This is a genomic window from Campylobacter sp. RM19073 (genome assembly GCF_024723495.1).
GTDB classification, from domain to species: Bacteria; Campylobacterota; Campylobacteria; order Campylobacterales; family Campylobacteraceae; genus Campylobacter; species Campylobacter porcelli.
The window spans coordinates 1-13671 of the sequence record NZ_JANQCT010000027.1; the positions used below are offsets into that span (position 1 = coordinate 1).

General features: G+C 35.8%; 14 protein-coding genes. 10 read left to right on the forward strand and 4 right to left on the reverse strand.

Features of this window, described 5'->3' with window-relative positions; translation table 11 throughout:
- Positions 1 to 1038: hypothetical protein (locus CSUIS19073_RS07360; RefSeq protein WP_337212265.1), on the reverse strand; the 1038-nt coding region annotated here is incomplete at its 3' end.
- A 957-nt stretch (positions 1039 to 1995) separates the two neighbouring features.
- Between CSUIS19073_RS07360 and dapF the strand changes: the two genes are divergently transcribed.
- Genes dapF through CSUIS19073_RS07380 form a run of 4 tightly spaced genes read left to right on the forward strand, consistent with a single transcriptional unit; the run spans position 1996 to position 4694 of the window.
- Positions 1996 to 2754, forward strand: coding sequence for a diaminopimelate epimerase (dapF, locus tag CSUIS19073_RS07365; protein ID WP_086237125.1), 759 nt, complete (start codon positions 1996 to 1998; stop codon positions 2752 to 2754).
- 48 nt (positions 2755 to 2802) lie between these two features.
- Positions 2803 to 3669, forward strand: a complete 867-nt coding sequence (locus CSUIS19073_RS07370; protein WP_086237126.1) for a menaquinone biosynthesis family protein — start codon at positions 2803 to 2805, stop codon at positions 3667 to 3669.
- On the forward strand, positions 3670 to 3936 hold the full coding sequence (gene fliQ / locus CSUIS19073_RS07375) for a flagellar biosynthesis protein FliQ (protein ID WP_086237127.1): 267 nt from the start codon (positions 3670 to 3672) through the stop codon (positions 3934 to 3936).
- The gene (locus CSUIS19073_RS07380; RefSeq protein WP_086237128.1) at positions 3933 to 4694 is read left to right on the forward strand and encodes a UDP-N-acetylmuramate dehydrogenase; all 762 of its coding nucleotides are present in this window, start codon (positions 3933 to 3935) and stop codon (positions 4692 to 4694) included. Before fliQ ends, CSUIS19073_RS07380 begins: the two co-directional genes overlap by 4 nt.
- On the opposite strand, the gene CSUIS19073_RS07385 is transcribed toward CSUIS19073_RS07380, so the two are convergent.
- Genes CSUIS19073_RS07385 through leuC form a run of 3 tightly spaced genes read right to left on the reverse strand, consistent with a single transcriptional unit; the run spans position 4684 to position 7360 of the window.
- Complete coding sequence (locus CSUIS19073_RS07385) at positions 4684 to 5574, reverse strand: phospholipase A (protein WP_086242314.1); 891 nt, start codon at positions 5572 to 5574, stop codon at positions 4684 to 4686. The genes CSUIS19073_RS07380 and CSUIS19073_RS07385 overlap by 11 nt on opposite strands.
- A complete protein-coding gene (locus CSUIS19073_RS07390) occupies positions 5534 to 6094 on the reverse strand; it encodes an NTP transferase domain-containing protein (protein WP_086237130.1) in 561 nt (186 codons plus the stop codon). The genes CSUIS19073_RS07385 and CSUIS19073_RS07390 overlap by 41 nt, the downstream gene beginning before the upstream one ends.
- A complete protein-coding gene (leuC, locus tag CSUIS19073_RS07395; protein WP_086237131.1) occupies positions 6095 to 7360 on the reverse strand; it encodes a 3-isopropylmalate dehydratase large subunit in 1266 nt (421 codons plus the stop codon).
- Positions 7361 to 7428: 68 nt separating this feature from the next.
- Between leuC and CSUIS19073_RS07400 the strand changes: the two genes are divergently transcribed.
- From CSUIS19073_RS07400 to CSUIS19073_RS07425, 6 genes are all read left to right on the forward strand, one after another.
- On the forward strand, positions 7429 to 8739 hold the full coding sequence (locus tag CSUIS19073_RS07400) for an NFACT RNA binding domain-containing protein (RefSeq protein WP_086242375.1): 1311 nt from the start codon (positions 7429 to 7431) through the stop codon (positions 8737 to 8739).
- Between the two features lie 9 nt (positions 8740 to 8748).
- Positions 8749 to 8970, forward strand: a complete 222-nt coding sequence (locus CSUIS19073_RS07405) for a MoaD/ThiS family protein (protein ID WP_086237132.1) — start codon at positions 8749 to 8751, stop codon at positions 8968 to 8970.
- Between the two features lies 1 nt (position 8971).
- A complete protein-coding gene (locus tag CSUIS19073_RS07410) occupies positions 8972 to 9406 on the forward strand; it encodes a molybdopterin synthase catalytic subunit (RefSeq protein WP_086237133.1) in 435 nt (144 codons plus the stop codon).
- 14 nt (positions 9407 to 9420) lie between these two features.
- Complete coding sequence (locus CSUIS19073_RS07415; protein ID WP_086237134.1) at positions 9421 to 10416, forward strand: AI-2E family transporter; 996 nt, start codon at positions 9421 to 9423, stop codon at positions 10414 to 10416.
- Positions 10417 to 10660: 244 nt separating this feature from the next.
- A complete protein-coding gene (aspA, locus tag CSUIS19073_RS07420) occupies positions 10661 to 12064 on the forward strand; it encodes an aspartate ammonia-lyase (protein WP_086237135.1) in 1404 nt (467 codons plus the stop codon).
- Positions 12065 to 12124: 60 nt separating this feature from the next.
- A complete protein-coding gene (locus CSUIS19073_RS07425) occupies positions 12125 to 13468 on the forward strand; it encodes an anaerobic C4-dicarboxylate transporter (RefSeq protein WP_086242313.1) in 1344 nt (447 codons plus the stop codon).
- Positions 13469 to 13671: the final 203 nt, after the last annotated feature.

Genomic DNA, 13671 nt, shown 5'->3' on the forward strand with positions numbered 1-13671 from the left:
GCTATTTACAATCCCCTCTTCGCCTAAGATTTTACCGGTGCTTTGGTTTTCTAGCTTCTTAACCACCTTGTCAGATGCCACTTGTAAAGATGGTTTATTAGCACTGCTTTGTATAGTATTTTTATTTATTATCTCTCCTACATTAGCATTAACTTCAAACGCCACTGCACTATTTGATATTAGCTGAGTTTCATTTGTGATCCTATCTTTATCGCTTTGTATGACAAATCCGCTACCTAGATTATGCTTGATGCTAATATCTTTATTATCCCCACCAGCAAGTATAAATCTACCACCTATACTCCCCGTGCCATCTACGCTTTCTATCTCATCTTCTACTATAAGATCTCCACTAATACTTCCAGCGTTATTTAGTTTTGTTATCTTTTTAGCTACTACATTCCCCTCTATAATCCCATAATTATTTAAATTTGTAATCGTATTTGAGACATTTATACCAGTGATTTTGCCACCTTGATTATTATCGATACTCTCTATCGTGCCAAATCCATAGATGGCATTTTGTCCGCTTGTAGTGCTTATGGTGCCTGTGTTGGTTATTTTACCTATGCTATCTACTCCAAAGTTTGAATCTTCTGAACCACTCAATATACCATATCCATTGCTACTTATGGTGCCAGAGTTTGTAATGCTGTTTATTTTACCGCCACCACCGACCAATATGGCAGCTTTATTGGATGATTTATTCTCTATTGTCCCACTATTGTTTATATTTAAATCATTTGTGGTAAATGCGTATATGCCAGAATTACTACTCGAATTTTCTGTAAATACAATATTACCACTATTTTCAATATCAAAATCACCATTATGATAAATTGTTACAGACCCGCTATTAGTTATAGTGGCACCTTGATTTATACTTAGTTTGCCACCACCAACACCATAAACACCTTCAACGCTAACATCGCTAGAAATAGCACAATCATCATCCCACCCACAAGGGGTTAAATTTATCCAAGCACCAAATAGATAAGTTTGAGAAGCGATAAGAGAAATTAATGATTTTTTAAGCATTGAAGACAAGGATCGAGTAAAATAGTGAAATTTACAAATGCTTTGGCATTACCAAATGTAATACTTGACACACTCTACCCCCCCCCTATTTACCTTTTATTATAGTATTTTCATAGATATTCAAAATTGTATTATATTTAATAATTTTTGTCAATTAAATATAACTTAAATTCTCATTTTATACCCAAAATAGAAATTATTTTTATTTCGCTAAAGCTAAGCTAGTCTTTGCGAAAATTTTATAATAAGAATTTTTTAGATTTTTATAAAAATTTAAATATAAAAGAAATTCTTTTTCTTTTTAAGGGTAACCCTACAAAGTAGGGACTTTCTCAAAGAGAGTGTAAAACACAAGAGGTGGGTCAAGGGTTACACTCCAAATTTTCGCCAAAAACTCCTTCGAGTTTTTTGTTGCGAAAATTTTGTCGCAAACGGCGACTTGTTGTCATGCGAAGTTAAGAATTTTAAGTGGGAAGGGGGATGCTTTTTTGGCAGTTGAGTGGTGCAATAGTCAAACGATACTAACTATCGTTTGACGGCACTACGAAACATAAGAGCAAAGCTACCTTACCCTTCCCCCCCCCCTTTTTTTTTAACAACCCCCAACCCCTTGTAAAAGCCTTTCAATGTTGCTGAGCTAAAGCTCAGATTTAATAAAACAAATTTAAACCAAATAGGGTAACCCTACGAAGTAGGGACTTTAGGGGTTTCCAAAGGTTCACCTTTGGTCGCAAAGGTCGGCTTTGCTGACCTGCGAAGTTAAAAATAGGATAACCCTACAAAGTAGGGACTTTCTCAAAGAGAGTGTAAAACACAAGAGGTGGGTCAAGGGAGCGTAGCTCCTTGTCGCAAAGACTAGCTTGGCTCTAGCGAAGTTAAATATTTAAGCAGGAAGGAAAAAAAGCGAATTTGAATTTATTTTATGCTAAAATCTCGCATTTTTCTTTAAGGATATTTATGCAAATTTCAAAATACAACGCAAGTGGTAATGACTTTATCATATTTCAAGCTATTGATAATGCTAAATTTTATAGTATTAACCGCAGTGATTTGGCCGTTAGATTGTGCGATAGATTTAATGGTGTGGGTGCTGATGGGCTAATCATCATTAAGCGTTCTAAAGGTGATAGTGATTTTGCGTGGGAGTTTTACAATAGCGATGGGAGCGAGGCTGCGATGTGTGGCAATGGTAGCCGTGCGGCTGCGTTATATGCTTATAAAAATCAAATTTGTGATAATAGTTGTAGCTTTGAAACTGGCGCTGGGATTATCCGAGCTACCACTAATGAAAATAGCGTAGAAGTCGCATTAAGTCAGCCAAAAAGGCTAAGTGAGCCATTTTATGAGATGGGGCTTGAGTGGAGCTTTTATGATACTGGGGTGCCACATTTAGTGAGCTTTGTAGATGATTTGGCTAAATTTGATTTAGAGATTTGTAAGGCGATGCGTAAAAAGTATAATGCGAATGTAAATTATGCTAAATTTGATGGTAAAATACTCTTAGTTAGGACATTTGAGCGTGGTGTGGAGAATGAGACAAATGCTTGTGGGACTGGAATGGCTGCGGCGTTTTTTACCGGATTTGAGAGATTTGGGCTTGATAAAAAGGCTAGTGTAATGCCTAAAAGCAAGGAGATTTTAAGCCTTAGATTTGATGGGCAAACTATCCATTTTGGTGGCAAGGTAAGCCATATTTTTGATACGGCGATATATTAAAAATTTAGCTAAATTTAAGTAAGATTAGCCAAAATATAAAGGATAAATTTGAAAAATATAAATGTAGCCCACTCGCCTGATGCTGATGATATTTTTATGTATAGTGCGATAAATTTGGGCTGGGTTGATAGTGAAATTTTGAGATTTAACTCTAAGGCTGATGATATAGAAACGCTTAATAAAAGTGCTTTAAAGGGCGAATTCGACGCTAGTGCGATTAGCTTTGGGTTGTATCCTTTCATTTACGAAGATTACGCACTTTTGCGGACTGCTGTGAGCTTTGGCGATGGGTATGGTCCAAAGCTTATAAAGAAAAAAGGGATTAATCTAAAGCCAAATTTTAAAGTCGCACTAAGTGGGCAATATACCACAAATGCGATGCTATTTCGCATAGCTTACCCAAAAGCTAGGGTGGTTTATAAGAATTTTTTGGATATTGAAGGTGCGGTTTTAAGTGGCGAGGTCGATGCTGGCGTGCTGATACATGAGAGCATTTTGGAATTTAGTAGCGAGCTTTGCGTGGAGCGTGAAATTTGGGATATTTGGTGCGAGCTTAGGGGTGATGAGAGTTTGCCATTGCCACTTGGCGGAATGGCACTTCGCAGAAGTCTTCCGCTAACTGATGCGATAGAGTGCGAAAGGGTTTTGACTAAGGCTGTTAAGATCGCTTATGATAATAAAAATTTACTCTCTAAAATGCTTTTAGAGCGAAATCTAGTTCGTGTAGATGATAAAAAGCTTGAAATTTATCTAAATTTATACGCAAATGATAGCTCCATAAGTATGAATGAACTTCAGATAAGAGCCTTAAATAGGCTTTTTGAGATTGGCTTTGGGAGTGGATTTTACCCTACCCTTATAAAGGCTGAGCCAAATTTCATTCCAGTTGAGTATCTAAAAAGTAGGAATAGCTAAATGCAAGGCGATTTAATCGGTCTTGGGGTTGAGACCTTCAAACTAGCTTTATTAATCAGCCTTCCGATGCTAATGGCTGGGCTAATCGCTGGGCTATTAATTAGCATATTTCAAGCTACAACGCAGATAAATGAGATGACGCTAAGCTTCGTCCCTAAGATAATTTTGGTCGTTATAGTGATTATATTTTTAATGCCTTGGATGATGAGCCAAATGATTGATTTTACCGAGCGAATTTTAAATATGATACCGACATTTATACAATGAAGATTGATTTTAGCAAGTATAGCTCTGTGAAAATCGGCGGAATTTTTGAAGTTGAGCTTATAGATGAGACTAGCGAGTTTGATGGAGTGATGATAGGTGGAGCAAATAATATTTTAATATCGCCAAATCCGCCTAAAATGGGGATATTGGGCTCTAAATTTGACTATATAAAGCTTAAAAATGGGGTATTAAAGATCGGCGCTAAAACTAGCAGTGCGAAAATATATAAATTTGCTAAGGATAATAATCTAGGTGGCTTTGAATTTATCAAAAAAATACCAGGAACGCTTGGCGGATTAATCACTATGAATGCTGGGATAAAAGAGTATGAAATCAGCCAAAATTTAAAATGTGTATCCACCTCAAAAGGGTTAAAAAGTAGTAGCGAGTGCGAATTTAGATATAGAGGCTCAAATATTGATGGTGTGATATTTGAAGCGAATTTTGAGATTACAAAAGAGTTTGATGATGAGCTAAGCGATTATCTAAACCAAAAGCGTAATAATCAGCCAAATGGCGCTAGCTTTGGGTCGTGCTTTGCTAATCCTAAGGGGGATTATGCTGGTAGGCTCATAGAGGCAGCTGGGCTAAAAGGATTTAGGATAGGTGGGTGCGGATTTAGCCATAAACATGCTAATTTTTTGATAAATTATGGTGGTGGCACATTTGAAGATGCCTTAAATCTTATAAATTTAGCCAAAGAGCGAGTTTGGGAGATGTTTGGTATTAGCTTAAGGTGCGAGGTAGTTATCTTGTAAATGCTATGCCTAGATTTATGGCGTTTTGATATTTATCATAGCTTTGAAGGCTCTTAGCATAACCACTAAATCCAGATAGATATAGATAAAATCCATTTTTAATAGGATATAGATAGCCTAACTCTAATGAGCTTTTATTTGTCTTATCAAATTTAAGATTATTTGTAAAAACTGCTTTGAAAATCGAGCCATTATCCATATGATAATCTAAATTTATATCGCCTCTGCCTTTGTAGTTTTGAATCTTTGGGTTATCATCTTTTTTATCGGGAATTCTTTTATATACTCTTGGGGTGATTGTAAGGTTATCTAGCTTAAAATCAACAGCCACATAAACCCTATTCCACGACCTTGATAGCTCATCATCTTTGCCATTAGAATCGTGTAAAAAGCCAAATTTGAGATTGGCTAAATTTGGGTAATTAAGCGGGATTTCTACAAATAATTCAGGCTGATAGTTCGTCTCATAAAATGGGGCCGAATCAGAGTATAGATCCCACCACGAAATTTGAGTATAAGCAAAATAGTAACGCTCATCAAAGCCTAATAAATCATCAAAAATCAGCTTTTTAAGGCTTATTTGAAACTGGCTTGAGATACTCTTTTTTAGGCTATTTGGACTGGAGTATGATAGAGGCATAAAGTAGTTAAGATGATAAGCACTAATCCCCCAAAATAGCTCATCGCTCTTAAGCGTTGTGGTTTGTGGTGGCTGTTTGGCGTCTAAATTTAGAGATTTTTGAGCTGAGAGTTTATAGTATTTTAATGCGTTTTCCTTATCGCCATTAGCTTCGAATTCTAAGGCCTTTTGATATAATTTATCCGCACCAAAGGCAAGATTATAGAAAAGAAATAGAGCTACAAATATTAGCTTTTTCATACTCATCTTTGGTATTTATATTAAAAAACTGCTTGGAATTTTCAAATTCCAAACTCTTAAAACCGCATTTTTTAGCTAAATTTGATAATCTTAAATCCCCATCTTGGATCATCTGTCTAGCTATTATGGCAACGCTAGGATGATAAAATCCGCATAAATAGTGTAGATGCTTGCCATCACTTGCTAAGGCTAATGGGCTATTTAAATTTGATAATTCGCATATGGTTTTGATCTCTACTAGCGGTGTATCAGCTGCTATTATAAATACTGGATTATGATAGTGTTTATCTAAATTTGCTATTACAAAAATAGGCGCAAACTCATCAAACCCATCAAGCAAAATAGGCAAAGATGGATTAAATTTACTCTGTTTTGTGGCTACTTTAATATCATCAAAAACTACTTTTAACCTATCATATAAAAAATGAGTGATACTAGCAAAGCCTCTAAACTCCAGCATGGTTTTATCCATACCCATTCTAGAGCTTTTGCCCCCTGCTAGTATCAATGCATTTTGCACTTATATATCTCTTGGATCTACGATTTTTCCAGCTATTGCACTAGCTGCGGCTACTGCTGAATTAGCTAGATAGACTTCGCTTGTCCTATCGCCCATTCTACCTACGAAATTTCTATTTGTAGTGCTAATGCATCTCTCGCCTGAGCCCAAAATCCCCATATATCCACCAAGACAAGCCCCGCAAGTTGGGTTGCTTACTACCGCTCCAGCTTCTACAAATATATCCATTAAACCCTCTTTTTGTGCTGTAAGGGCGATCTTTTGTGTGGCTGGGGTGATTATTAATCTTGTGTGTTTGGCTACTTTTTTGCCTTTTAGGATTTTTGCTGCGATCCTTAAATCGCTTAATCTACCATTTGTGCAGCTACCTATGAAGGCTTGATCTATTTTAATATCATCTTTAACAGCTTGGCTTATGCTTTTGCCATTGCTTGGCAAGAATGGATATGCTACTACTGGTTCTAGTTTGCTTACATCTATTGTTAGGATTTTTTCATAATTTGCACCCTCATCGCTATAGTGAATTTTAGGCTCGCTTCTTAAATTTACCTTGCTTAAAAACTCTTTAGTCACATCATCAACTGCGATTATACCGCTTTTACCACCAGCTTCGATCGCCATATTACAAAGGCTAAATCTACTATCCATATCTAAATACGCTATAGCATCGCCTGTAAATTCAAGCGCCTTATATAAAGCTCCATCTACTCCGATTTGGCGGATAACCTCTAGTATCAAATCCTTGCCATATATATGCTCTGCTGGTTTGCCGATAAACTCAACCTTAATCGTAGGAGGCACCTTAAACCAGTTTTTGCCAGTTATCATCGCATATGCTAAATCAGTGCTTCCCATACCTGTGCTAAACGCACCAATGGCCCCATGAGTACAGGTATGAGAATCAGCGCCTATTATCACATCTCCTGGCACTACAAGACCTTTTTCAGGCATTAAAGCGTGCTCTATACCCATATCTTTCTCATCAAAGAAATTTGGTAAATCATGCTCATAAGCAAAATCCCTACTAATCTTAGCTTGGTTTGCACTCATTATATCCTTTGCTGGAATGTAGTGATCCATCACTATAGCAAAGCCTTTTGGATTAGCAAGTTTTTTAGCACCACTTTGTCTAAATGCTTTTATGGATATTGGCGTGGTAATGTCGTTACCTATAACCATATCTATATTGCTCTCTACGATCTGCCCTGCGAATACCTCTTTGCCTACATGCTCGCTAAAAATTTTTTCTGTTATTGTCTGTTTCATATCTTTCCTTTAAATTTTAACCAAATTTCGTGATTGAATTGTAGCAAAATTTTGGTATAATCGTGCTTATGAAATATAAAATTTTAACCCAAATATCAGAGTTTTTGTCAAAATTTAATAAAATTTCAACCATAAAAAGAGTTGGCGATTTGATGATTGCGATTAAATTTGATGGGAGTTATGAGCTGATATTTGATCTAAATAAATCCCACTCATCTATCTATAAAAGCGATCAAATTCAGATAAAAGAGTATAAAGCCCCTTTTGATATTTTGCTTAAAAAGCGTTTAAATTCAGCCAAAATCCTAAGCATACAGACCTTACCAAATAATAGAATACTCGCTATCAAAACAGCCTTTAGTGGCTCATATAAGCAGGTTATTAGCACCCTTTATCTGGAATTTACAGGGCGATTTACCAATGCGATAATATGCGATGAAAATGGGGTAATTCTAGAAGCCCTTAGCCACTTTGAGAATGCCAAAAGGAGCATAAAGGTTGGTAAAATTCTAACCTTGCTTGATCAAATTCAGATAAAAGAGAAACCAAGTGAAATTATAGAGGATTTTGATAGATATTTTATAGATGAATTTAGCAAAATCACTCTAAATAATCTTAATCTATTAAAGGCAAATAAGATCGCAAATTTAGATAAAAAAATTGAGATTTTAAATAGAAATTTATCCATCTTAGAAACCAGCCAAGAGCTAGAAAATAGAGCCAAAGAGCTTAATGAAATGGGAAATTTGATAATTGCAAATTTACATAATTTAAGCGATTATGAGCGTGATTTAAAGCTTATTGATTATGCTGGAAATGAGGTTAAAATCAAGATAGATACTCAGCCTAAAATAGCTGCAAATGAGATGTTTAAAACTAGTAAAAAATTAAGGCAAAAAGCAAGTAATATCGAAATTCAAAAAGAGAATTTACTAACCAAGCTAGAGTTTTTAAATTCCTTAAAAAATGCGATAAGCTCAAGTAGCGATATAAGCGAAATAGAGATTTTATCGCCTAAAAAGCAAGGGCAAAAAAGCCAAGATAAATTTAGCGATTTAGTAGAAAATTTCTATATCAATGGCTATAAAATCAGCCTTGGAAAAAGCCAAAAAGGGAATGAATTTTTACTAAAAAATGCCAAAAAAGATGATTTTTGGTTTCATCTAAAAGACCGCCCTAGCACCCATGTGATAATAAAATCAAATAAGCAAAATTTAAGCGATGAAGTAGCACTCTTTGCAGCAAAATTATGCGTGAAATTTAGCACCAAATCAGCTGGAGTTTATGAGGTTGATTACACAAAAAGACAAAATGTCAAAATCCAAAATGGAGCCTTTGTAAATTATATAAATTACAAAACTATATCAATTAAAATTTAAAGGAAATCTATGGTAAAAGTGGAATTTTTAGGGCCAATTGGCGTTGATGCGATGGAGCTGGAAGTCAAAAATTTAGCTGAGTTAAAAGAGATTTTATCTCAAAATTCTCAAATTTCAAAATGGCTAGAGCTATGCGCTGTAGCCTTAAATGATGAGATAGTAAGCGATATAAATCAAGAGCTAAAAACTGGCGATAAAATCTGCATTTTACCACCAGTTTGTGGGGGCTAAAATGGAGCTATATGATGGAGCGTTAAATGCTAATGAGATTACAAACCGCTGGTATAATGATAATAAGCTAAAAAATTATGGAGCCATTATGAGCTTTGTGGGCGTGGTGCGTGATGAAGGCGGGATAGAGGGACTTAGCTTTGATCTATATGAGCCGATTTTAAAATCGTGGTTTGATCGTTGGCAAGAAAAAGCAAAGGCTCAAAATGCCATAATTTTAATGGCTCATAGCAAAGGGGATGTGGCTGTGCATGAGACGAGCTTTATAGCTGGAGTTTGTAGCCCGCAAAGAAAAGTCGCCTTAAATCTCATAAATGAATTTGTAGAGGATTTTAAGGCAAATGCCCCCATATGGAAGTATGATTTAGTAAATAATGAGAGAATCTACGCTCTTAAAAGAAGTCAAAAGCTACAAAACGCTGGTATTTTGGCATAGATAAAGGAGTAAATTTGAGATTTAATCTAGTTGCGATTGCTAGTTTTGTTATTATAATTGGCGGACTTAGCCTAGCTAGTTCTATTGTGGTGCCATTTTTACTTGCAGTTTTTATAGCTATTATTATTTACCCAATTTTAGAGCTTATGAGTAAAATTCACATTAACCGCTTCTTTGCCTTTATAATTTTGATTGGAATTTGCGGTAGTGGGCTTTGGTTTTTAGGCAGTGTAGTCGCTTCAGCAATTTTGAAATTTAGCACCGATTTGCCACTTTATAAGACCAAAATTGATATATTTATAGATAATCTTATACTTTATGTTAAAGATAAAGCAGATATTGATATAAGCAATAATATACTAAGCTTTATAAATATAGATAAATTGATTACAACCACATCAAATTTACTCCTTCAAACAGGAAGTCTTGTTACGCAATCTTTTTTAGTCTTTTTGCTTTTAGCTTTTATCTTATTTGAGTCTCAAATTTTTAAAGATAAAGTTGCCTATTTTGCCGCCAAAGACCCAACTACACTTCATATAGCCAATACATTTATATCAAATTTAAAACGCTACCTAGCCATCAAAACCATCTCATCTATCGCCACTGGCGTGATTGTGTGGGGATTTTTAGTGCTCTTTGATGTGCCTCACGCCTTGCTTTGGGCGATTTTAGCTTTTATACTAAATTACATACCAACAATTGGCTCCATCATAGCAGCAATCCCAGCAATTTTAGTAAGCCTAGCAGTAAATGGTCTAAGCGTAACTTTATGGCTTACGCTTATCTATTTGATGGTAAATGTGGCTATTGGAAATTTCATAGAGCCTAAATTTTTAGGCAAAGGACTTGGAATATCGACTCTTGTTGTGATTTTAAGTTTGCTTTTTTGGGGATTTGTATTTGGGATTGGCGGAATGTTTTTAGCTGTGCCACTAACTATGAGTATCAAAATCGCCCTAGATGCAAACCCAAGAACGAAATTTATCTCCGTTTTACTAAGTAACTAAGATATAAGGCTCATAAATTTACTCTTTATGGGCTTAGCTTAAAATAAATTTAATTTTATTTTATATTAAATATTTTTAAAAAATATATTTTAAAAATAGCAAAAATATTATATTTGATAAAATTTTTAAATAGAATTTTACCCCCATAAATTCACTATTTCAGATGATTTTTACCGATTTTAAAAATATATTAAGTTACAAGGCGTTAAAATTCTATTTGAAATCATTAATCAAAGGAGAAGTAATGGGTACAAGAAAAGAACACGATTTTATAGGCGAGTTAGAAATTAGTGATGATGTCTATTATGGCGTCCAAACATTTAGAGCTGTTGAAAATTTCAATATCTCTCACGATAGGTTAAAAAATTTCCCTAGATTTGTCCGTGCTATCACAAGAGTTAAAAAAGCAGCTGCGATGGCAAACTGCGAATTAGGTCTTTTAGATAAGGAAAAAGAGAGTGCTATAATAGCAGCTTGCGATAAAATTCTAGCTGGTGGATATTATGATCAATTTGTAGTAGATATGATCCAAGGTGGAGCTGGAACTTCAACAAATATGAATGCTAATGAAGTTATAGCCAATATCGCTTTAGAGCATTTAGGTCATAAAAAAGGCGAGTATCAATACCTCCATCCAAACGACCATGTAAATTTAAGCCAAAGCACAAATGACGCATATCCTACAGCACTTCACTTAGCACTACATGATTATTTAACTGATTTAGCCACAGCTATGGGATACCTTAAAAAATCTTATGAGAGAAAGGCTGAGGAGTTTAAAGATGTGCTAAAAATGGGTAGAACGCAACTTCAAGATGCGGTGCCTATGACCTTAGGGCGTGAGTTTAAAACCTTTGCAGTTATGATAGGCGAAGATATTGAGAGGATATTAGAAGTTAGAAAGCTAGTATTAGAAGTAAATTTGGGCGGAACTGCGATAGGTACAGGTATCAACTCTCATCCAGACTATCCAAAAGTAGTAGAGAAAAAATTAAGAGAGGTAACAGGCCATGAGTATCAAGTCGCAGAAGATTTGATAGAAGCCACTCAAGATACTGGCGTGTATGTCCAAATTTCTGGTGTGTTAAAAAGGGTAGCTACAAAATTATCAAAAGTATGTAATGACCTAAGACTTCTAAGCTCAGGACCAAAATGCGGTCTAAATGAGATAAATCTACCAAAAATGCAACCAGGTAGCTCTATTATGCCTGGAAAGGTAAATCCAGTTATCCCTGAAGTGGTAAATCAAGTTTGCTACTCAGTTATCGGTGCTGATGTTACCGTAACATTTGCTTGCGAAGGCGGTCAATTACAACTAAATGTATTTGAGCCAGTTGTGGCTTATAGCCTATTTAACTCAATTATTATGCTAGAAAAAGCTATGAAAACTCTAGCTGATAAGTGTATCGATGGAATTACAGCTAATGAGAAAATTTGTAGCGATTTTGTCTATAACTCTATTGGTATCGTTACAGCATTTAACCCATATATCGGCTATGAAAAATCAGCAAGTATCGCTAAAGAAGCCCTTCAAACAGGCAAAAGCGTAGCAGATATATGTCTAGAGCGTGGATATTTAACAAAAGCAGAAATTGATAAAATTTTAACCCCTGCAAATATGCTTAATCCGCATATGGGCGAGAAATAATATAAATTTAAATTCAAATCTACTAGAGCTATCTAGCAGATAAATTATAAGGAGAGTTTTATGGATTTTGTATTAATTTTACAAATCGTGGTCTTACTAGGCGCTATCTTTGTAGGTATTCGCCTTGGTGGAATTGGTATTGGTTACGCTGGTGGTATCGGCGTTGTTATCTTAGGTCTTTGTCTTGGTATGAAGCCAGGAGCAATCCCTTGGGATGTTATCTTGATTATTATGAGTGTTATTGCCGCTATTTCAGCTATGCAACTTGCTGGCGGCTTGGATTATTTAGTTCAAATAGCAGAAAAAATCTTACGCTCAAATCCTAAATATATAAATTTCCTAGCTCCGACTGTTACATACTTTTTGACAATTCTAGCTGGGACAGGACATACGGCATTTTCTATGATACCAGTTATCGTTGAGGTTGCTAAAGAGCAAAATATCAAGCCTTCAGCTCCGCTATCAATCGCAGTTGTATCAAGCCAAATCGCAATTACAGCTAGTCCGGTTAGTGCGGCTGTTGTATATATGACTGGCGTGTTAGAGCCACTTGGTTGGAGCTATCCAACTTTGATTGGATTATGGCTAGTAACTACATTTGCTGGTTGTATGCTTACTGCTTTGATAATCACTCTATTTTCTAATCTTGATCTAAGCAAAGATCCAGTCTATCAAGAGCGTTTAGCTCAAGGTTTAGTCAAACCTTCAACAGGCGTTCAAAATAAAGAGTTAAAACCAGGTGCTAGACTATCTGTTGGTATATTTTTAATTGGCGTTTTACTAGTGGTTTTATACGCTACAGCGATCTCAAAAGTAGGCGGTAAGCCAGTTCTTATAGAAAATGTCGTGGTGCCTAGAGATGCCGCTATTATGAGCTTTATGCTTGGTGTGGCTACATTTATTACAATATTTTGTAAAATTGAAGTTGGCAAAGTAGCTGATACTAGCGTATTTAAATCAGGTATGGTAGCGTGCGTTTGTGTTCTTGGTGTTGCGTGGCTTGGAAATACATTTGTCGGTGGATATACAGAAGAGATCAAAACTCTAGCTGGAGATTGGGTTAAGGCTGTTCCTTCGCTACTTGCTGTTATATTCTTCTTTGCGGCTATGCTTTTATACTCTCAAGCAGCTACTGCTAAAGCTATCACTCCAGTGGTTATAGCAGCTCTTGGTATCAGTGCTACTAATCCAGGCGATGCCTATATGCTAGTTGCATCTTTTGCTGCTGTTTCAGCGCTATTTGTATTGCCTACATATCCTACACTTCTTGGAGCGGTTCAAATGGACGATACAGGCTCTACAAGACTTGGTAAATATGTATTTAATCACGCCTTCTTAATCCCTGGTGTTTTAGCCATTGCTTTTTCTGTCGCATTTGGCTTTATCGCTTCTGTACTTGTGTAATTAATCTTCCCTAGGCATAACCTAGGGATTTTTAATAAAATTTTCGCAATAGCAAAACAACCTAAATGGTTGTTTTGCGGAGAAAATTTGGAATGTAACCCTTGACCCACCTGAAGCACCTACTTCGTAGGGTTCCCCTTATTTGCCTCAAATTTGTCTTATTAAATCCGTGGCGTTAGCCACCCCTTGAAAGGCTTTTACAA